Source organism: Prevotella sp. PTAC (assembly GCF_013166535.1).
Taxonomy (GTDB): Bacteria; Bacteroidota; Bacteroidia; order Bacteroidales; family Bacteroidaceae; genus Prevotella.
In genome coordinates, this window is record NZ_JABKKK010000009.1 from 97,281 (window position 1) to 119,458 (window position 22,178).

Annotated in this window: 16 protein-coding genes; 4 read left to right on the forward strand and 12 right to left on the reverse strand. The window is 47.3% G+C overall.

The window, feature by feature from the left end:
- Window positions 1-14 precede the first annotated feature (14 nt).
- Together HPS53_RS08495 and HPS53_RS08500 are read right to left on the reverse strand one after the other, a co-directional pair.
- Complete coding sequence (locus tag HPS53_RS08495; RefSeq protein WP_172205635.1) at window positions 15-857, reverse strand: glycosyltransferase family A protein; 843 nt, start codon at window positions 855-857, stop codon at window positions 15-17.
- A gap of 8 nt (window positions 858-865) precedes the next feature.
- Window positions 866-2,008, reverse strand: coding sequence for a glycosyltransferase family 4 protein (locus HPS53_RS08500; RefSeq protein WP_172205637.1), 1,143 nt, complete (start codon window positions 2,006-2,008; stop codon window positions 866-868).
- Between the two features lie 133 nt (window positions 2,009-2,141).
- Between HPS53_RS08500 and HPS53_RS08505 the strand changes: the two genes are divergently transcribed.
- A complete protein-coding gene (locus HPS53_RS08505) occupies window positions 2,142-3,056 on the forward strand; it encodes a glycosyltransferase (RefSeq protein ID WP_172205639.1) in 915 nt (304 codons plus the stop codon).
- An 89-nt stretch (window positions 3,057-3,145) separates the two neighbouring features.
- Here HPS53_RS08505 and HPS53_RS08510 read toward each other — a convergent pair whose 3' ends face one another.
- The 10 genes from HPS53_RS08510 to HPS53_RS08555 form a co-directional block, all read right to left on the reverse strand.
- Window positions 3,146-4,288 carry a glycosyltransferase family 1 protein gene (locus tag HPS53_RS08510; protein ID WP_172205641.1) on the reverse strand — a complete coding sequence of 381 codons (1,143 nt, stop codon included), beginning with the start codon at window positions 4,286-4,288 and terminating at the stop codon, window positions 3,146-3,148.
- A 576-nt stretch (window positions 4,289-4,864) separates the two neighbouring features.
- A complete protein-coding gene (locus HPS53_RS08515) occupies window positions 4,865-6,052 on the reverse strand; it encodes a glycosyltransferase family 4 protein (protein ID WP_172205643.1) in 1,188 nt (395 codons plus the stop codon).
- Entirely contained in the window at window positions 6,049-7,221 is a 1,173-nt protein-coding gene (locus tag HPS53_RS08520) for a glycosyltransferase family 2 protein (RefSeq protein WP_172205645.1), read from the reverse strand. The genes HPS53_RS08515 and HPS53_RS08520 overlap by 4 nt, the downstream gene beginning before the upstream one ends.
- 9 nt (window positions 7,222-7,230) lie before the next feature.
- A complete protein-coding gene (locus HPS53_RS08525; RefSeq protein ID WP_172205647.1) occupies window positions 7,231-8,397 on the reverse strand; it encodes a glycosyltransferase family 2 protein in 1,167 nt (388 codons plus the stop codon).
- Window positions 8,398-8,401: 4 nt separating this feature from the next.
- A complete protein-coding gene (locus HPS53_RS08530) occupies window positions 8,402-9,280 on the reverse strand; it encodes a glycosyltransferase family 2 protein (protein WP_172205649.1) in 879 nt (292 codons plus the stop codon).
- A complete protein-coding gene (locus HPS53_RS12790; RefSeq protein WP_172205651.1) occupies window positions 9,264-10,796 on the reverse strand; it encodes an O-antigen ligase family protein in 1,533 nt (510 codons plus the stop codon). The genes HPS53_RS08530 and HPS53_RS12790 overlap by 17 nt, the downstream gene beginning before the upstream one ends.
- A gap of 22 nt (window positions 10,797-10,818) precedes the next feature.
- Complete coding sequence (locus HPS53_RS08540) at window positions 10,819-12,996, reverse strand: hypothetical protein (protein WP_172205653.1); 2,178 nt, start codon at window positions 12,994-12,996, stop codon at window positions 10,819-10,821.
- Window positions 12,997-13,037: 41 nt separating this feature from the next.
- Complete coding sequence (locus HPS53_RS08545) at window positions 13,038-14,027, reverse strand: TolC family protein (protein ID WP_172205654.1); 990 nt, start codon at window positions 14,025-14,027, stop codon at window positions 13,038-13,040.
- A gap of 44 nt (window positions 14,028-14,071) precedes the next feature.
- Window positions 14,072-15,286, reverse strand: coding sequence for a sugar transferase (locus tag HPS53_RS08550; RefSeq protein WP_172205655.1), 1,215 nt, complete (start codon window positions 15,284-15,286; stop codon window positions 14,072-14,074).
- Window positions 15,287-15,294: 8 nt separating this feature from the next.
- Window positions 15,295-15,663, reverse strand: coding sequence for a response regulator transcription factor (locus HPS53_RS08555; RefSeq protein ID WP_104368500.1), 369 nt, complete (start codon window positions 15,661-15,663; stop codon window positions 15,295-15,297).
- A gap of 220 nt (window positions 15,664-15,883) precedes the next feature.
- Between HPS53_RS08555 and HPS53_RS08560 the strand changes: the two genes are divergently transcribed.
- The 3 genes from HPS53_RS08560 to HPS53_RS08570 all read left to right on the forward strand — a co-directional run bounded on the left by HPS53_RS08560 (window position 15,884) and on the right by HPS53_RS08570 (window position 22,169).
- The gene (locus HPS53_RS08560) at window positions 15,884-17,383 is read left to right on the forward strand and encodes a xylulokinase (protein ID WP_172205656.1); all 1,500 of its coding nucleotides are present in this window, start codon (window positions 15,884-15,886) and stop codon (window positions 17,381-17,383) included.
- Window positions 17,384-17,407: 24 nt separating this feature from the next.
- The gene (xylA, locus tag HPS53_RS08565) at window positions 17,408-18,724 is read left to right on the forward strand and encodes a xylose isomerase (protein WP_172205657.1); all 1,317 of its coding nucleotides are present in this window, start codon (window positions 17,408-17,410) and stop codon (window positions 18,722-18,724) included.
- Between the two features lie 907 nt (window positions 18,725-19,631).
- The gene (locus tag HPS53_RS08570; RefSeq protein ID WP_253942855.1) at window positions 19,632-22,169 is read left to right on the forward strand and encodes a hypothetical protein; all 2,538 of its coding nucleotides are present in this window, start codon (window positions 19,632-19,634) and stop codon (window positions 22,167-22,169) included.
- Window positions 22,170-22,178 lie beyond the last annotated feature (9 nt).

Sequence of the window (22,178 nt, forward strand, 5' to 3'; positions counted from 1 at the left end):
ATTGAGAATAATGTTTATACAAGGTTGTCTTTCGAGTCTTCGTAGTGCTCTTTTTTATAGAATATGCGCCATATTCCTTTGGACTGCATGCGGACTCGCTTCATCAGGCTCTTCATCAGCGAATCATTGCCCAGTGTGCCATATCCGGTTACCGGGCGGGCTTTTCTATCATGGATAAACGCTATGCGGCCGTATTTTTTCAATGACAGGGCGAGTGAGCCGTCTTCTCCACGTTTTATGTCAGTGCGTATGTTCTCATGGCGTGCGTAATCAGCGTTGAAGGCGAATACCATGCCGCGAACGCAAAGTTCCGGACGCTTGAAATGTTGTACGAACAGAAAGAAGTCACGAATTGCCTCAAAGATGAAAAGCCCTGCGGCGGAATGCTTTTCATCCGGATAGAAGCTCCAAAGAGCCCCGACACATGATACCCCGGGCTTTAAAAGTGTTGACATCATTATATCTATATACCCGGAAGGATATACCGTGTCGGCGTCTATGAAGAAATGATATTTGCCGCGCGAGTTGTATAATCCGCACCGGCGGGCAAATCCCGGACTCTGTCGCGGTTCGTTGAAATAAGGCAATCCAAGTGTTTTATATATATCCTCCGTGTTATCCGATGAGTTATTGTTCACTCCGATAATCTCCAGCGGATGGCTTGATTTCAACTCGCTGAGCGACCATAGACAAGCGGCAAGGCGTCTGCCCTCGTTGTGCGCGATGACTACCACAGACACTACCGGCTCTCCACTCTGCGATGAGGCCAGCTTTTCACGTATCTCGTCAAGTACCGCTACCGGTATTTCATCTATTGGTTTGTCGTATATAGAAAGATATTTATTGTACCAAGCCATGTCTGTTTTCACTTATTGCATACTTCATTGAATAATTCACGCCACTTTTCGGCAAGCATGTCCATGTCATAATTTTCGGATTTCCGCACGGCGTTGCCTGCCATTTCATTCATCCTTCCCGGCGATTTCATCAATGAAGACATTGCAGCGGCAAGCGCGTTGGCATCTTCGGCAGGTACCAACAGACCGTCGGTGCCGTGGGATATTATAGCTCTCGGACCGCAGGCGCCATCAAAAGATATTACCGGAAGTCCGCAGGCCATAGCTTCGACAAGTGCCATTCCGAACCCCTCGAACCTGCTGCTTGACACAAACAGCGAGCTGGCCGTATACTCCCGTTCTATATCGTGAGTGCTGCCGTTCAGCCTGCAGCGGCTACTGTCTATTCCAAGCTCGGCCGACAGTTGCTCGTATGGCTCTCTGTTGCCCATTCCGAAAACAGCCAGTTCCCAGTCTGGACATTCTTTTTCCACTTTACTCCATGCCCGCAACAACAGGTCATAGCCTTTTTCATGACTGTATCTGCCTACCGCTATCACCCGTTTCCGCATTAGGTCGCTGCGTGTAGAGGGAGTGAAAGACAGGGGGTCGGGAATGGAAACCATGTTCTTTAATCCGTTCCACGCTTTTTTGTCCTCATCCGTCAATACTACAAACTTATCCAGCTTCTTCAATTTAGATACCAAACCGTACATCCAGAACTTTGCAAAACACCGTTTGACAATGTTCGTATCTTCCGTTTCGAAGTTACGATAGTTCTTTTTGTTTATGTGCATCTCGCCGATTTTCATGCTTCCGTCTTTGATGTCGGTGATGAAATTTATCTCTCGTCGCAGCATGCTGACCGTTATATCCGGTCTGAGGCGCATGAGTTCGGCACGCAGTCTGCGTTTGAAAAGCCGCTGCTTGCGCAGGTATACGAACACTTTTTTGATGAAGGTGCATGTCCACAACTCCTCAAAACCGATGTCGAGGTTTATCACCCTCACTTTATCCGAAAGATGATAATACGGCTGTTTGCCATGTCCGTCGGTCAGAATGATTGTCACATCATGACCGAAGCGGTCGGCAAAATAGTTCGCTTTCAATGTCAATACACGCTCGACACCTCCTGCAATATATAGAGATGGAGTGCAATAGGCTATTTTCATAATCGGAAAGATTTAAGCACAGTGAGCCGTTATGTTGTTTAACATTGCGAAGATAGTCATTTATTCCGACATTAGGAAAAGGCGTTGTAATTATTTCCCACAGTGAAAAGATTTTATTAAATTTGCCGTAACAATGAATAAAGTAAGCGTAATACTTCCCATATATAACGTCGGGTTATACCTTGACGACACTTTCACGTCGTTGATGGGCCAGACCCTGCGTGATATTGAGATTATAGCGGTGAACGACGGGTCGACAGACGACAGCGAGGAGATAGTAAGGAAGTATATGGCGTCAGACTGCCGTATCACGCTCATCAATCAGGAGAACCGTGGACAGGCCGCGGCGAGAAATGCCGGAATGGCCGTCGCTACCGGGGAATATATCTATTTCATGGATTCCGACGACACTATACATCCCGACGCATTGAAAACATGCCATGAATATGCCTCAGTAAACAATGCCGACATGTGCGTGTTCGACGCCGATACGGTATATGAGGAGGGGGCATGCCCGATATCATGGGATTACAGGCAGAGCCGTTTTCTTGAAGAGGGCAGGGCATATACGGGGGAAGAGCTGTTGAATATAATGATGGACAACGGCAGATATAATTCTGTCGTGTGGCTTTATATGGTCAGACGGTCTTTTCTCAAAGGCACGGGCATATCGTTTTACAATGGAATAATACATGAGGATGAGTTGTTCTCGACATCTCTTTTCCTTAAATGTCGGAGTGTTTTTTGTATTCGGAAAGTTTTTGTCACCCACCGTATAAGGACTGGTTCCACGATGGGCACGGGCTTCACGAGGCGCAATCTTGACTGCTATATGACCGTGGCGGATGAGATTAAGAAGTTAAACGGTGGCCAGACGGCCGAAAGATACCTCGGGTTTATGCTTCCCATCGTGTTCTACACCGGTCATCTGATACCGTTGAAATACAAGTTCGGACTGTTCGCCAGGGCTGTGAAATCCGGGTATATGGGATATATCGGGCTGAAATCAATCCTTGTGTTCTGGCTTAAAAGGGCGTGGTGGCAGTGAAATTTGGATTTATGTATTGCCGTATGGCAATTCAAACGCTTTCTTAATATCGCGGATACAGGCGTGTCTCAATAAGACACCGGTGGAAATCACATCTTGTTTACCGCGTCTACGACTCGTTTCATCTGCGTTTTCCATGATAAATCGGATACGGTGTCGCGAATGTCTGATGGTTGGAAGTCGTGGCTTTCGATGAACTCGATTATGGAGCCGATATTTATCGGCGACTCATCGGCCGGCACTTTAAGCACATATCTGCGGCCATCGAAATCACTGTCGCATTCGGAATATGCGAAAGGAATGCCTCGGGCGGCATATTCACGGTTTTTCAATGTCTTTATCGAGGTTATTCCGCTGCGGTGACGGCCGAGACTTCCCACGGCAAAGACGCAGCTGTCGAAAACCCTGTCGAGCTCTGTGCCGAATAACTGACCGTGGAAAACAACGTTTTTCTCTATCCTGTATTTTTTTATAATGCAGGCAAATCCCGGAGCATGGGCGGAGCCGTGCATCTCACTTTCGCCCACACCTCCCACTATATGGAAGTATACATTGCGTCTTGTTCCCGGTTTTGCGTAGTATTCTCCCAGGCCGGCGATCAGTCTGTCGTATCCGTGCCAATAGTGAACTTCGGCCACTCCGATTAGGTGTACGGCATTGTCTCTGTGCCGGCACTCATGTATAGGTATGCTGTCGAGATCTATTCCATTACTGATATTCACAGTCTTGCAGCCGAAAATATATTCGGCATCGGAGAACGTTACTATCGCGCTCATCTCTTTTGCGAGCCTGCGGCGGAACATTTTATCGACAAACAGCCTGATACGCTCTTTCAACGGGAAGCCCGCAAACTCGCCGTCATAAGGATATGTGGGTATCTCGGTCACGGTTTTTATGCCCGATTTGCGCAAGCGGGCGAACAGTCTTGCGAGCTGCGGAGTGGCATTCATGAAACTGCGGGCGTATACCAAATCAATGCCGTTACCGGCACAGTACTTGTACACGCATCCGTAGTCGTACCGTTGCCGTATGGCGGCATGCAGTCCGGTGCCGTAGTCTTGTATTACTGTATCGTCCACATAGCGGCATCGGTGTCCGTCGGCCGAGAAGTCATAATAGCACACATGCACGTCATGACCGTTCTCGCGCAGTCCTTTTACCTGACTGCGTATCTTTTTGCTTATTCCGCTTGCTTCCGAAAAGCCGTGATATACGAGAAAGAGTATTTTCATCGGTTCATTATATGTGGGAATGATGGCTAAGAACCGTAAGCAATGGATTATGTCTCAATTTGCCTGGGCACCGCCTGTCTTTTGCAAAGATACGGAAAAGAATCGGTAATGAACTGGTTTTATTTGACTTTTTAATCATCTGTTGTAATGAAAAAATCATAAAATTAACACTTTGTTTTTCTTTGAAATAGAACAACAATGCGATATGTGTAGCTATACGCATTGCGATAGTATATCGATTGTGGGATGTCTGCTTCTTTGTTTTTTTTGCAGCGGGATACTCCTTGGAACGCATTTGGCAATTAATTGCACTGCGTTTAGCCGCTCGTTGGAAGACAACGGGCGGCTAAACGCAGGCTAACGGGACGCTAAACGCAAATACAACCCAAGGCAGGTGAGGGGTGTTTGTTGAATAAACAATGTGTTTCAGATGTATTGTATTGATACACAGGTGTTTGTGAAAACTTGTGAAATGCGGCGGTATTTCCGTCCGGAGGATTTTTGTTTTCAGATGATTGAAATATAAAAGGAGTTTTGTAAATATTATTGATGGCTTTTATTGTGTCTTAATTCTTTTTATATCGCTTGCAGAGCTTTGAAGAACGCTTCGGCATACCGCTCCTTTGAGAACATGGCGGCACGTGCCTGTGCGGCTCTTCCCATTTTCTCCCGCTTTTCGGCAGAGTCCATAAGGTCTGATATGGCGTAGGCCAGTTGTCGTGCCAAATCGTTGCCGGGAGTGACGATGACCGCACATTCGTCCGTGGCCGTTTCTGGCAGTCCGCCCCTGTCTGTCGTGATGATTGGCAGTCCGGCGGCCATAGCTTCCACGCATGTCAACCCGAAAGGCTCTTCCCATGTAGAGGGCAGTGCCGCGATGTCTGCCAGACGCAGGTATAGTGGCACTTTGTCATAGGGAACGAAGCCGGTGAATACGATGCGGTCTTTAATAGGGGCGGCTTTTTTTATGAGCGAGTCTATAAACGGATTGGTTCCGGTCTCGTTGGCGAAGAAAGCTCCGCCCACGATAAGCAGTTTTATGTCTGGTCTGTCTTGTAGGGCTGTCATGGCATCCATGAGCTCGGATATGCCTTTCTCCGGAATAATCCTTCCGCTGAAAACGACAACGAAATCATTTTCTGCCAGGCCGATATCGGCTCTGCGCATCTCTTGTTTCCCGCATGCGGAGAACATGGCCGTATCTATACCGTTGTGCACGGTGACGCACTTGCTGTCTTTACCGCTCACTGCGCTTACCTGCTTGGTGATATGGTCTGACACGGATATTATTGTGTCGGCAGCGTCGTACAGTTCTTTTTGTCTCGGTGTATTCCGGTTTAAGACATCGTTGTGCAGGTGATATATGATCTTGGGACGTATGGCGAGGCTGTCCAGATGAAGCGCATAGCCGGGGCGGTTTTCTATTATTATGGCGTCGTAGGTTTGCCTGTTGATGTGCCTTAGGGCTTTGGCGAGATAGAACTCGATGGTATAGTGGTAGTATTCGTTCCGGTTTGTCAGCCGGTGTATGCGCTTCATGATTTTTGAGATGAAACTTTCCGTATCTATGAACACGTAGTGGTTTACGGATGAGGCGAGTGCACGGTGCTTGCGGGCCTCTTTGCTTTCTGTGCTGTATACGGTTATGTCGTGCAGGCGGTGACGGTCGTTATATTCGAGATAGAAATCGATAAGGTTTTCCACCGCTCCTCCGCCTGTGGCCGGTACGGGGAGTATTCCGGATGTCAGGACGGCTATTCTCATCTTTCGTGTCTTGTGTGTGTGAATGTAGTGTCGTTCTTGTCGATATGACGGATGTTGGCGAGCATCTTCCATACGAGGTGGGGCATGGCCGTAACTTTGCGGAGAGTGGTTCCGGAGCGTTTCTTTCCTGGTATCGACATGATGACAGAGAGGCAGAGAACGGCGAGCAGAGCCCACCACTTCATGCTCCACACCGGAACGGCTACAAGTGACAGCCCGGCGAAGAATAGTATGGCGGCTATGAGTATAGACCTCGGGATGAGCATCTGCTGTACCGTCTTGTCGATATAGTCAATGTTGCCTTGCCTTATGGCGGTGGGAACGTGCGGGAGCATTCTTGACAGACATTGTATCTGGGCTGTCATCCATCTCCGCCGCTGCTGCTGGAAATTGTCTTTACTTGCCACCTTCTCGTCAAACACGGCGATGTCTTCCTCATATTTTATATATATACCCTGCATGAGCAGGAGTGCTTCAAGCTCTTTGTCTTCGCCGGCGGTTGAGAGAAGTCTTACATTGTCCGTGAACCACTTGAAGTCGAAGCACATACCAGAGCCTATCAGAGCGGAAGACAGACCTATGTTATTGTGGGCTTTTCTGAATATGGTGTTGTTTATCTCCTCGCTAAGTCCGTCGAGCACGGCAATGTCGTTATCGGTGTTTTTGGCGAGCCTGTGGCACTGAATTGCGGAATATCCGTATTGGCAGGCTGTGTTGAGCCGGATAAGGAAATCGCTGTTCACCACGTTGTCGGCGTCGAGCACGACGACGAAGTCGTATCGGCGGTCACAGTTTGCCATGGCATACTGAAGGGCCTTGGCCTTCGAACTGTTCTCGAAAACCGGTTTGTGGAGTGTTATCGGCATCAAGCTTAGTTTGTTGTTGGTATCGTTCCGCATGTGGTCTGATATCACTGCGACATGATAGTGGTCGGTGGGGTAGTCTTGGTTGAGGAATGCTGATACGGATGTCGTTATCACATTGTCTTCATTGTATGCGGGAAACAATACGAGGAATGTGTGCCTCCGGTCGTTGCATGCCCTTGGTCTGCGTTGTGTCTTTCCGCTATTGAACTTGCTGGCGACGGCGAAGAAAAGCACGTAGACGACCGAACCGGCCATTAAAAGCCATAGCGTTATGTCGATGATATGTATTATTGTCCATGTCATGGCTTGCTGTCAGTTGCGGTTTTCGAAATTCTTTTTGCGGCGTATCATTTTCGTTATGTTCAGCAGTGATACAAGCATGATGAACGGTGCCTTGAAAAATGATTTGTCCCACTTGTCGTCTACGAGGTAATCGGGAGTGGCTATGGCCAGTACAAGCATAGTGACGGCAAACATAATCCACCATTTCACGGCCAGTGTGAGGTAAATGAACGGCAGGACGATGCTCATGAGCACCATCACGGCTACCATTATTGTGCGAGGGATAAGCATCCACTGTATGATTTTGTCTATCAGGTCGTATCGTTTTTTCAATATTGCGGCCGGAAGATAGCGCGCGTTTGAGAATAAAGAGCGCAGTTGTGTGGATGCCCACCGGCCTCTCTGCTTGTTGAAATCGGCCGACTGTCTTGTTTTCTCATCGTACACGTGGATATGGTCGAAGTAGTCTACGTATATATGCTGGCGCATGAGCAACGCCTCCAGTTCCTTGTCTTCCCATCCTGTGTTTATCTTCATTATGTTTTCTTTGAACCATTTGAAGTCGTAAGCGATGCCCGAACCGGATATGGCGGCTGATATTCCGAGTGTTATGTGTCCACGGCGGAAGACGGAGTTGTTTATCTCTTCGAATATTGCGTCGAGGTTGGCTATTGCCGTGTCACGGTTTTTAGACAGGCGATGAGCCTGTATGGCCTTTGTGCCTGCTGTTTCGAATGCGTCGTTCATCTGTTGGAGGAATTCGGGCTCTACCACCGAACCCGCGTCGAGCACTATCGCTATGTCGTATATCTTGAACTGCGGCAGGTTGTTGATGGCCAGTTGCAGCGACTTGGCTTTCGTACTGCTGGCAAAATTAGGGGTCAGCAGTGTTATTGGATATTGAGCGAGATGAAAGTTGGTTATTTCTTTCTGATGGTCGGAAATGACGGTTATGTCGAACAGACGCTGCGGGTATGTCTGTCCGAGAGCGGTCTTGACGGTCTGTTCTATGCTTTTATCCTGTTTGTATGCGGGTATGAGGATGATAAAACGGTTCTGGTGTTTTGCCGCCGGAACACCGGTACGTCTGTTGAAAAGGGCGGCAATCGAGAATACGGTGAGATATGCAACCGTGAGTGATACGATTGCAAACAGTATGATGTCTATTATGTTTATGACAATCCATCCGATGTTCATGATGTTATGATTTTAAGAAGTTCACGATGCCGCCGACAGTGGATTTTACCAAGTCAAAGCGGCCTTTGATACTGTGTGTTATGATGTTTTTGAGTGAAGCGATGGTAATCAGGTAAAAATATGCCGCCAATCTCTCAATGCCATTGGTGTTTCGTTTTGCAAAAAGCAGGCGGTTGCGGGTTATGTAGAATGTCTTTAAAGGACTGTCGGTGCCTGTCGAGCGGCTCTCCTTGTGGTAGATGGTGAACGACGGGTCGTACCATATTTCATATCCGGCTTCGTGCAGGCGCACAGACCAGTCTAACTCTTCATAGTACAGAAAATAACACTCGGGCATAGGGCCTGCTGATTCGATGGCACTGCGCTTTATCATCATGGCGGCGCCATGTGCGTAAGGAGTGGGGTAGGCGGTGTCATGCTGTCCGCGGTCGTCCTCGTTGTATCCGATGGCACGGTTACGCAGTGTGACGGGCGATAGCTTTGTATAGCCGGCAAACTGTATCTTGCGCTCATCGTCGGTAAAACATATCTTGGGACATACCATTCCTATTGTCGGTGATGAGCAGAGGCGGCTTGTTAAATTGTGGAAATTGCGGTTTTTGAATATTGTGTCGTTGTTGACGAGGAACAGATACTTGCCGGATGAGGCTTTCATTCCTATATTGTTTCCGCCCGCAAATCCCACATTCCGCTCCGAACGAATTGCGGTTATTGCCGGATAGCGTTGTTTCAGGAGTGCGGCCTCATCGTCTCGGGAACCGTTGTCGACGACTATCACCTCCAACGACTTGTCGTCAAGGGGTAGTGTGTCAATCAGTTCGCAGGTGTCTTTGTAGCCGTTGTAATTGACAGTGATAATAGATAGCTCAATCTCTTGATGCACGTTGCTTCTCCGCTATTAATCGTTTGCGCTCTTCTCTTTTTGAAATAATGTCTTTTTCCAGCCCGTCGTATTCATTCTCGATGTGTGGCAGGATATATACGACAGCCAGGCCTCCGTAGAAGATCAATACATTAGGGAACTGCATCAGTATCTGGTTGCCGTATCCTCCGAGGTGTATGGCTGCAAAAGCACAGCAGAAAGCGGCTCCTATGCCTTGCAGTGATTTGTTTTTCAGTTTGAAAAAGACAATTATACATGCTCCAAGGAACATCATCATTGTTGTTACAATGAAGGTGGTGATGCCGATGATACCTGTATGTACCCAGATGAAAACGTACTCAGAGTCGGGAGCGGTGACGGAAACTTTCCTGTATTTATTGTTTGCCGGCACGTTACCGAGGTTGCGGCTGATGCCGATGCCCCACGGTGCGTCTTGCATGTACTTCTTCATTGCCGTCTGATTGATTTCTCGTGTACCGAGAGAGGCGTCTTCCTTGTTGAATGCCGAACGCATGCGCCTGATCATGGAATTGCCTTGGCCTATGGTGGTAAACACCAGAATGAACATGAAGAAACCGAATACGATGGTTACGGGAATGGCTATTTTAAAGGATTTGGAAAGGAATACATATATGGAAACGCCAAAAGCAAAGCAGAATATGGCGGTTCTCGTGCCGGAAGCGAACATAGTCCATGTACATGCCAGACCGGTAATGAAGAAGAATATTCGTTCTTTCCAGCAAATGCTCTTGTGTGACACGGAAACGATGAAGAACGCAACGGCGCTCGCGGCCATGTTGCATCCTAAGTTGGCTGCATCGCTGAATATGGAGAAATATCTGGTGATGCCATTCACAATGTGGGTCCGCGCTCCGTATACAAGCCATGCTTTCTCGATGCTCGTGAAACCTATGTGCTGTTGTTTCCATGCCCAGAAGGCGGCGAAGAGTGACAGGGCTGCCCATAGTCTGAGGAATGTTGTCACCCGTTTTGGAGTGGATATGTATATGATGCATACGAGATAAGCGTACATGAGCTGGAAAGCCATGAGGCGTGCGCCTGAGAACCATGACGCAATGTCGATTCCGAGGTCGCAGGTATCATTGAGAACCTCGATGGTACAGAAACCACACCATATTACCAGGGCAAAGAACATTATATTCGCCACCCTGCCGAGGTGAAGGCTTTTGGCATCGATTATGGCAATGGCCAATAATATTATTTCCAGTACTTCGTTTGGCATTGAGACAGGAACGGGCATGTAACTGTACCTGTTTAGAAACATTACGAAGTAGTTGATGACGAACAGAGTCCAGAAAGTTATCATCTTATGGCGCATCGCAAAGATGGCGTACAGCGCCACAGCCGGCAGCATGCAGACAATGGCGAAACCGGTGATGCCCATGGTGATGAGCTGATAGAGTGCAATTAAAAACAGGAGGAAGAGCAGTAATACTTTTCCCCCGTTTTCGCTTGTGTATTTTGATATGTTATCTGATTTGCCGTTCTCCATCATCAGTAATAGACGCTTCTTGCCGTCAGTTGGCGTGGATGTTCTCGGTGGCTGTCAGGCCGAGTTGCGAAATCCGATAAACGAAATTCTTTAATTTTGTATATGGCGGCAACTGGCCCACAAATTCCTCAACGGCATATCTGCTTGTTTCTGTGAGATACATATAAAGGGACTCTGTGTTTTCAAGCTGTGCCTTTATCTCTTTAAGCGCTTTTTGATCAACATCCTTCCAAGTGCGGTTGGCACGGGTCACTATGAGGTTGACTGTTCCGAGGTTGAGCAATGCCGGGGCTATGGGATGATCGTTGAGATTGGGATACTCAACGATGGCAATCTCGTCAGGAAGAATGTCGGGACACAGTTCTTTTATGCTTTTTGCCATGATGTATTTTCCGTCATCGGCAAGGAAATCTTCATCGTATGCAAGCCTGCGAACTTGCAATCCGAGGGAAATCCAATAGTTTTCAAGTTCCTGCGCAAGAAAACTCTTGCCGTTTGCCGAGTCGGTGGATATCAGGTTGAGTACGTTTTGCTGTCCGGTCTTAAAGTGGGGGAGCAACGTTTTGCTTAGTTGGCGTAGTGCCATGTCGGAGATAATCTTGTTGTATCTGCGATAGCGTAAGTTGCTGTCTTTCGGATAACATCCCATGACAGGTATCTTGGTTATGCGTTCGGAGCGCATGCGGTCTCGTAATGTTCTGTCTAACAGTTCGATGATGAAGAAGTACATTGTTGTCATCAGGAATGTGAGGATGAATGCACTGAGCAATATCAGCAATCTGTTTGTCGGTTGTGCGTTGAGCGGGAACATCGGTGGGTTGAGAACTCGCAATGTGGCGGTAGACATTTGCAGGTTGCGCTGGCGCAAGCGGGCGGCATTTAGCGATTTGAGCATTTCCATGTAGTTGCTTTCAATGAAGCCTATGTGCCTGTCTTTACGGTCGAGCGTGGCTCCTATGGGGGCGAAATAAAGGATTTGCTGGTCTAGTTTCTGGCGCATTATGTCTTGGGCGGTCATCTGTGCCTTTGTCTTTTCCAACAGAAGAACTTGATCGAGCCATTTGGTCAGCATCGAACTTGCTTTCACGCCTGTCTCAGTACTGTAAGTGCCGGCTTCGATATCTTGCGTGAGGCTTTTCACTTTGCTGGTGGCCTGTTCCAGTTGCTTTTGTGCTTTAGCCAGTTCTTGCTGCGATTCGGATACGTTTCCTCCGCCTTCGCTGCTCATTAGTTGCAGATTGGAAATCCTTGATTGTATTCTTGAAATGTCACGAACCTGATCCGTAAAGTCTCTGTTGGCTCTTACGACCTTGGCTCTGTTGCCTAATTGTCTTTCAAGATAGTCCATCAGGGCTTTCGTCGTAGTGTAGTTCATGAGCAAGTCATTGTCCGATGTCTGCTGTGTGGCATCCAGTATGGTCAGTTGTTTGGTTTGTTCCGGGTAGTTTATCACTCTCTTTGATATGTTGTATTTCACCAAATCGTCCTCTGCGTTTGTCAGGATGCGGAAATAACGCTTGACCTCACGCTCGAAGTATTTTATCACGTTGTTGGTTTCTCCAAATCTTATTTGTTGGTATTGGCGTGCAAAGACCTCGTTTAGGATGTCAAGAGTGTTATATGCTACACCGGCGTCATTGGCCGAATATCCGATATCGATGATGTCACTGTTGTCGAGTTGCATTACTTTAAGACGCGAAGTGATGTTGTTCATGCCGAAATACGGATGATAATTGAGCAGTCCGAACAGATAATTGTCTTGTGAAGGTTTTTCGTATGCTTTCAGATTGGCGTATGTCGCCGACTCGCTGTTATGGTTTATCAATGCTTTGACGTCAGCGGGAACGGATTGTGTCAGTTCGCGGAAGTGTTCGGCGGATATGTAGTTGTTGTCCTTATCGGGATTACCGTACATCATGCATCGCGCGAACAGCCTCAAAGCAACTTCATGTATGGTGTTGTCTGTGGTTATTATGAGCATCAGGTTCTTGATGTTGGCTTGCGGATTTCCACCGGCAACCCCTGTTCCTCCCTCTATGTTGTATCCGGTTATCATTCCGGTGTATATAGTTGTGTTTGTGTCGTATGTACGTTCCATGTGCCGTGTGAGGAACCATGCGATAACAAGAGCGATCAGCGGCAGTATGGCGAGATACCATCTGATGCGGTATAAGAATCTGACTAAATATCTGAATGTATCCATAGTGGTTTGACTTATCTTGTTGCTTGTATGTCTTTTTCTTCTTATCTGCTCGTATTCGAAGTGTTTCCTGAGCTGTTCCCGGATGATTTCGGCTTTTCTTTGGCTGCCTTTCGCTGTGCTTCCTTATCCGCTTTTTCTAATGCTTCAAATCTTTTCTGCTCCTTTTCCGCGTTCTTCTTTATTTGTTTTTCCACCGCTTTGTTTTCTTTCGCGACTTGTTTGTCGCTCTTCTGGATGTCGCTGTCCAGTGTAATATCCGTGGTGGTGTTTGTTATTATAGGCGTGTGTGTAAGGATTTCGAGCGTTATTATGTCTGTCGTTATTTGCGTTTGAAGGTTTTGATAACGGCTCACGGCTTCCTGTTCCCTTAATTTTGTATATGCGAAAGCCTCAATGTTCATGTTGCCTTGGTGGAAATCTTCTTGGTTCAAGGCACCTGCGCCTTGGTAGATAGCGGCATTCTCGCTTGCGGTTTTCAGCGAAACGAGGTCATTTGTTATTTTAACGTACAGTGATGCTATCTGCAATTTAAGTTGATCGTATGCTATGTCTTTTTTTATCTGTGCCTGTTCGACGAGCAATCTCTTTCTTTTCACAGACGCACCCAGGTCGAGGATATCTTCCAATGGAATGTTTAGGTTTACGCCTACGTTCCAATAGTTCTGCTCGCTGCCTTGAAATTGGTATATCATCTGGTTATATGTGGATGAGTTGTTACCCCACATGTCGGTTTTTCCATAGCTATAGCTGGCATGGCCTCGCAGGTATGAGAATATGTGCCTTTTCTGTTTGGCGACTTCAGCCTGTGCTATTTCCTGTGCTTTGGCCAGGTCTAAAATTTGTGGATTGGACTTGGCGTTCTCAAACAGGACTGCCAGTGGCGGTAAATGGAATTTGGAGAAGTTTATGGTGCTGTTTTCACTTGAATCGAAGAAACCGGCACTTATTCCGCTGTTGTTGAACTGTGCTTTTGCTGATAGGCTTATTATCGTAAGTAAAAGCAGACATATCGTGTGTCTAGGATTATTCATACGGTGCTTATGGTATTAAAACTTATGTTTGTTCTTAGTTGTTTTCAGACATTCTCTTTCTGTACGAATGCGGTCAAAGTCTTGAATATTATTTTCATGTCCAAAGCAAAGTTGTAGGTTTGGCCGTATCTGATGTCAAGTTGTTTGCGCTCTTCTGCCGACATTGTTCCACTATCGCCCCTTTTCTCCACTTGCCACAAACCTGTGAGACCGGCAGGAGCCATAAACCTGTCGATACTTGTGTCTCCCGTGAGTTTCTCCGCTTCGTATAGAGGTAGAGGCCTGTTTCCTACCACCGACATATCTCCTTTGAGGATATTGAATAGTTGTGGCAACTCGTCTATACTGTATTTGCGAATGAAACGGCCCACTTTTGTTACGCGCGGGTCGTTTTCTATCTTTATGAAAGCGTTGTTTTTTTCTTCATTGTTTTGCTTTGCGAAATCACTTTCTGCCACCACAAAATCGTCACCTACGAGCATTACCTCCTCATCTCCGATCATTATTTCTTCGCCCGTGTCTCTGTTTTGGGTGATAAACGTATCTGCGTTATCGTCAGCATTGTATGGTATTTTTGTCGTGATACTCTCCGGATGGCCCCCCCCGGAATACTGGTTGTGAGATTTGCTCAGTTCTGTCAGATGCTTGTCCGCATCACAGTACATGCTTCTGAATTTGAGAAAATCGAATATTTTGTAGTTTGTTCCGGCTCTTTTTGACTTGAACAGAATAGGACCTTTGCTTTCCATCCTGATGGCAATGGCAGTAATAAGGAATATGGGAGATAATATTATTATCGCAATCAAGGAGAATACGATATCGAAAAGCCGTTTCCATACCGGTATCTCAAATTGTAATATTTTGTATTTTGGAGCCTTGCTGTCGAACAATATGTCTTCCCTGTCGGATATAAACCGTATTTTCTTGTTTATATCCGTCACGGTGGCATCTTTGCCTATAGTGTCGTTAATGCCGCATTTCATGTATTGGCAGCGTTCTTCGTCCGATAGTTTTTCTGTTAACAATACAATATAAATATTGTCGCATTTCTTCCGAAGGTATGTTATGGCGGTGATGTCTTCGGTGAGCAGGCCTTTCTCAAAAAGTACGATGAGGTGCTTGTGTTTCCCGTTAAACCCCGAGACGCATGCCGATGCCGCGTCTTTATAGGTGCTTGTGATCCTTATGAACTGTCCCGAAATAAACTTCAGACGTTCTTGGGTGTAGGGATTTGTCCCATAATATACTACACCTAACATAATGATTATTAGTTTGGTAGGATTTTCTTGATTCTTATTTTCAGTTCTATCGGGTTGAAAGGCTTTACTATATAATCTTCCGCTCCGATTTCAAGAAGGCGAATACGCTCGCTTGTACTATCTTCACTGCTTAGCATTACGATAGGTATGTGGCGGAACAACTCGTTCTGTTTTATCCATTCAAGGAAATCATCGCCTCGCATTTCCGGCATTCTGATGTCTGATATTATAAGGTCGGGGGTATTTCCTGCTTGCAGCCATTTTACGCCTTGCAGCCCGTCCGGAAGCCATTGTACTTCGTAGTCGCTCATGAGGTATATCGAAAGCACCTTGGCTATTGTTTCTTTGTCATCAAGAATAAGTATTTTCTTTTTCATCAGGTTCAGTTGTTTTTTCGTTATACTTGTTTTCTTAGTAAAGATTTTTACCAAAAAAGTCATTGCTTATAGAGTGCAAAGATAAGAAAAAAAATAAATAGTAGCAAATAAATATAAAAAAAGTATTTCTTGTTTACAAAAAACTTGCAGGTTAGAAAATATTTAACGAAATTTGTTCCTGAAAATAATTATAACAAATTTTGATTTAAATTTAATATTTATGGCAAGCAGATATTTATTGGGCTTTGATGTGGGCAGCAGCTCGGTGAAAGCGTCTTTGGTAGATGCGGATACGGGAAAATGTAAGGCTTCGGCGTTTTTTCCCGAGTGCGAGGCGCCGATTTTGGCCGTAAAGGCAGGATGGGCGGAGCAGGATCCGCAGATGTGGTGGAACAATGCCAAGCTAAGTTTGGCCAAGGTAATGGCCGATTCCGGTGCAAAGTCAGATGAGATAGCGGCAATAGGTATCTCATATCAAATGCACGGGCTCGTATGTGTAGACGAGAATCTTGATGTTTTGCGCCCGTCTATTATCTGGTGTGATTCGCGAGCCGTACCTTACGGCGAGAAAGCGTTCCGTGATTTGGGACAGGAGCATTGTCTTTCACACTTGCTCAATTCTCCAGGTAATTTCACTGCGGCAAAACTTGCATGGATAAAGGAGAACGAGCCGGAACTTTACGGTCGTATCCACAAGATAATGCTTCCGGGAGACTACATAGCCATGCGTCTCAGCGGAGCGCCCAATACAACTGTCAGCGGATTAAGCGAAGGCATGTTCTGGGATTTCAAAGAGGGCAAGGTGTCGGATTCATTGATGAGCTATTATGGTTTCGATGCCTCTGTGATATCCGATATCGTGCCAACGTTCAGCGTACAGAGCCGTGTCTCTGCCGCCGCAGCCGCCGAGACGGGGTTGAAAGAAGGGACACCTATAACATATAGGGCCGGCGACCAGCCTAACAACGCTCTCAGCCTGAATGTCTTCAATCCCGGTGAGATTGCCTCTACGGCCGGCACTTCCGGTGTGGTGTATGGTGTGCTTGGTGATATTAACTATGATAAGAAGAGCCGTGTGAACACGTTTGCCCATGTCAATCACATGGAGGAGCAGACCCGTCTCGGTGTCCTGCTTTGCATCAACGGTACAGGTATTCTCAATGCGTGGGTTCGCCGCACCGTGGCTCCGGAGGGAATAGGATATGCCGAGATGAACAACTTGGCGGAACAGGTGTCTATCGGCAGTGATGGCGTTACGGTGATACCTTTCGGTAACGGAGCGGAGCGTGTATTGGAAAACAAGGAAGTGGGTTGCTCGGTGAGCGGAATAAACTTTAACAAACATGGAAAGGGCCATATAATCCGTGCCGCTCAGGAAGGTATAGTGTTCAGTTTCTGCTATGGAATGGAGATAATGCAGCAGATGGGCATGGATATCAGAAAGATACACGCCGGTAAAGCCAACATGTTCCTTAGTCCGCTGTTCCGCGACACATTGGCCGGCGTGAGCGGTGCGACAATCGAATTGTATGATACAGACGGCAGTGTGGGCGCGGCCAAAGGTGCCGGTATAGGCGCAGGTATATATAAAGACAACAACGAAGCTTTCGCCACGCTCGACAAGCTGGAAGTGATAGAGCCGGACGAGGCACATCGTTCAGAATATCTGCAAGCATATTCAAGATGGAAAGAGACACTTAACAGAATACATAATGTATAACTTATCAAATAAAAAAATATAACTATGTCAAAAGAGTATTTCCCTTCGATCGGTAAGATTCCTTTCGAAGGTCCCGAGAGTAAGAACGTGATGGCTTTCCATTACTATGATCCCGAGAGGTTGGTAATGGGTAAGAAGATGAAAGACTGGCTTCGTTTCTCGATGGCCTGGTGGCACACCCTTTGCGGCGCGTCCGGTGACCAGTTCGGCGGTCAGACCCGCAGCTACGAGTGGGACAATTCCGACGATGCCTTGCAGCGTGCCAAGGACAAGCTTGACGCCGGCTTCGAGATAATGGGCAAGCTCGGTATCGAGTATTTCTGCTTCCACGACGTAGACCTTGTCGACGAGGGCTCTACGATCTCCGAGTACGAGTCTCGTATGTCTGCGATCACCGACTACGCTCTTGAGCGTATGGGTCAGACCGGCATCAAGCTTCTTTGGGGCACCGCCAACGTTTTCGGCAACAAGCGCTACATGAACGGCGCCGCTACGAACCCCGACTTCGACGTCGTGGCGCGTGCGGGTGTCCAGATCAAGACCGCCATCGACGCCACGATCAAGCTTGGCGGCCGCAACTACGTTTTCTGGGGCGGCCGCGAGGGCTACATGAGCCTGTTGAACACCCAGATGCAGCGTGAGAAGAACCACCTTGCCTGTATGCTGAGAGCCGCCCGTGACTACGCCCGCTCCAAGGGCTTCACCGGCACGTTCCTTATCGAGCCTAAGCCCATGGAGCCCACCAAGCACCAGTATGACGTTGACACAGAGACCGTTATCGGCTTCCTCAAGGCTAACGGTCTTGACAAGGACTTCAAGGTCAACATCGAGGTTAATCACGCGACCCTTGCCGGCCACACATTCGAGCATGAGCTTGCCGTCGCGGTGGACAACGGCATGCTCGGTTCCTTGGACGCCAACCGCGGTGACGCCCAGAACGGCTGGGACACGGACCAGTTCCCCATCGACAACTACGAGCTGACCCAGGCCATGATGCAGGTAATCCGCAACGGCGGCCTTGGTGATGGCGGCTCCAACTTCGACGCCAAGCTTCGCCGTAACTCAACTGACCCCGAGGACATCTTCATTGCCCACATCAGCGGCATGGATGCCATGGCCCGCGCGTTGTTGAACGCGGCCGCAATCCTTGAGGAGAGCGAGCTTCCCTCAATGTTGGAGGAGCGCTACTCCAGCTTCGACAGCAGCATCGGCAAGGACTTCGAGGACGGCCGTCTTACTCTTGAGCAGATCTACGAGTATGGCAGGCAGGTCGAGGAGCCTAAGCAGACGAGCGGCAAGCAGGAGAAGTATGAGACGATAGTGGCTCTTTACACGAAGTGATGGCGCTTTACGTTAAAATAAGTTTGTAAAATGTTTGACGGCCGGCGGTTAATAAATGATCGTCGGCCTTTTTTATGTGTTTGTAATAATAAAGTCACGGATTTAACACTTTGGTTTTTCGTGAAATAGAAAAACAACTCTATACGTTTTGCGATACACATCGCGATAGTCGTTTTGCGGGAAAGAGATATTCTTGCCTTTTTCTTGCGACGGGATGCCCGTTGGGGCGTGGTTGGTATCTTGTTGCGTTGCGTTCGGATACTCGTTGCATCGCAACGGGACGCTAAATGAAAGGCAATTAGGTACTCGTTGGCGAAAAACGGGAAATCGATGAGATACGGTTTTACCATAGAACAAGGTGTAGCTGGTGTATGCGCCTGATTGACAGGTGGTTATATTAAACAATGAAATACGGCGGTATTTTCGGCCATGGGACTTTAATTTTAAAATAATTGAAGTATGAGAGTCTTTTTGTAATATTATTTCATGTCTTTCTCCTTGTGCGGTATGGTGTTTTCGAGTCGTAAAAATAAACTCCTCGGCAGTCTTTCATGTTGTTCCCGTGTAATGCCCTGATGTTGTTTGGCATGGTGGTGCGCAGGACGTTTTTTTGATGTCTGTGGGATTTTGGCGAATGTAATACGGCTAATACAATATTGCATCATTTAACGTTCTTTATTCCTTTAAAACAGTGTATTACGGGGTTTTGAGACGTTTTGCAAAACAAATGAAACAAAATGATAAATCCGTGGGCATTTAGAAAACCCTTGTAGACATACGGCTAATATATAATAGCGCGTTTTTGTTAACTTTGTTCGTGAAAATTTAAAAAGGCATAATTGGAATACCATGTAGTTAACTAACTTTAATAAAAATATTCAAAATCAAATAATCAAACCAAAAAATTATGAAAACCGAAAAACAATTCGTTAGAAGAAGCCGTCATTGGCTGTTAGCCGGGGTTGTGCTTATGGCAGGAGCTCTTGGTCCGACGTCTTGTTCGGAGTACGACTTGGACAAGGAAACGCCCGCAGGGTGGGGTTCCTCGATTTACAGTTGGCTCGATGAGCAAGGCAATTATACCAATACGGTTCGGATTATCGACGACTTGTCCTATCGCAATGTGCTGGGCAAGACGGGTTCGAAGACCCTGTTTGTAGCGGACGACGCGGCATTCGAGCGTTTCTATGCCAACAACACTTGGGGAGTGAAGAGTTACAAAGACTTGTCGGAGTCGCAGAAAAAACTGCTGCTTTTCGGCAACATGATCGACAACTCGATGCAGTTGAACAGCCTGTCGAGCGTTGAGGGACCTATCGAAGGCGAGTGCATGCGCAGATTTGCGTCGAACACACCCTACGACTCTGTAATGGTGCTCAATGCGGAGCAGATGCCTGACAATCCCTATTGGAAGAGATACAAGGAAGCGAACAAGATAGTGTGTATGGGTGATAACTCCACAGTGCCGTTGATTCACTTTGTAGAGAAGATGCTCGAAATGAAGCGGATCACCAATGAAGACTATAACTTCCTGTACAACTACACCACCAACCGCAAGGCCGGAGATGCCAGCGTGAACGGTGTGCAGGTGGAAAATCCGAATATAAAGTGTTCCAACGGATTCATACATAAGATGGAAGAGGTGGTGACACCATTGTCCAACATGGCAGAGATAATAGCCCGTAAGCCCAATGTGAGCAAGTTTAACTCGCTCTTGGAGCGTTTCTGCGCTCCGTATTGGGTAGGCGAGGAGATGAATGTGCGCTATAATGATATGTATGGCACGACCGACTCTCTGTTCCAGAAGCGGTTCTTCTCGGAGAAGTCACAGAATGGAGAGGCTTTGAACATGTCTCCTGACAATACTCCGGTGAACGGACTGTTGCAGTTTGACCCGGAGTGGAACGCTTATTATACGGGAAATAACGACCTCGGCGGCAATGTGGCCATGGAGAGAGACATGGCCGTGATGATGGTGCCGAGCGACGAGGCGATGGAAGAGTATTGGAACAATGGTGCCGGCCGTGTGCTGAAAGACTATTACGGATCGTGGGAGAATGTGCCCGACAACGTGGTTTCAAAACTTATCAACAACAACATGCTCACATCTTTCATATCATCTGTGCCGTCTAAGTTTGAGGATATCCTCAACGACGCAAACGACCCGATGGGCGTGAAGACCGAAGCGGTAGACTCTGTATGGCTCGGATGCAACGGCGCCATATATCTGACAAACCGCGTCTATTCTCCGACGGCATATGTGAGCGTAAGTTTTCCGGCCCTTATCAACGAGACGATGAACATTCTCAACTGGGGTATCGACCAGTTGCAGTATAACGTATATCTCAACTCGCTTAATTCTTATTACAGCTTCTTCCTGCCTACAAACAAGGCCATGCTGGAATACATAGATCCTTGTTCTTACGGAAAGAGCAGGACGCAGCTCTACCGTTTCCATTACGATCCTACCAAGCCGGAGACGGACAGGGTGTGGGCCGGAATATTCAACTATGACGTGACAACGGGTGAGGTGCTCGACTCTATCGGCCGTGCCTCTACCGACCAGGTGAAGAACAGGCTGAACGACATTCTGAACACACATATTGTAATAGGTAATGTGGAAGACGGAAAGACCTACTACCGTACTAAGGGAGGCACTGAGATCCGTGTGAATAATGTCAATAACGGAGCCGGAAGCATGACCGTAGAGGGCAGTTACCAGATAAATGAAGGCAGTCCGCTCGTGGTGACCGACATATACGATCAGACCAAAGACGGTAACGGAAAGACATATATACTTGACGGAGGTCCCATCTTGGGTACGCGCCACACCGTGCGCGATGTACTGGCAAGCGACGAGAGATATTCTGCGTTCCTGGATTTGCTCGACGGTACAGGCCTGTTGGAGCAGATACACCTCAACCGCAATGCTTGCGGCGGTGACAACATTTCCACATTCAATACATATCATTACACCGTATACGTGCCTACCAACGAGAGCATAAAGGCTATGCAGCAGGCAGGTAAGCTGCCCACATGGGAGCAGGTGGAAGGATTGGAAAATGCCGGACTGTTGGCCGAGAAGACACGCGACTCGCTCGCCATTGTCAATTTCGTGAAATATCATTTGCAGGACAATTCGCTGTTCATAGGTGCCGCCGATGAGAGCGGAGACTATGAGACGGCGTTGATAAACCCGGAGACAGGACGTTTCCATCGTCTGACATCACAACTGGACGAAAACGGCATCACCATCCGCGACGAGGGTGGAAATACACGCAAGGTGCTGACCGACGATGAGCGTATTTACAATCGCATGGCACGCGAGTATCAGTATGATCACATAGACAAGACGCAGGCCGGCCGAATAGAGACAACGTCATCAGCCGTGGTACATTTGATAAATAGACCGCTGTTATTAATAAAAGACCCAATTGAAAATTAATTATGGATA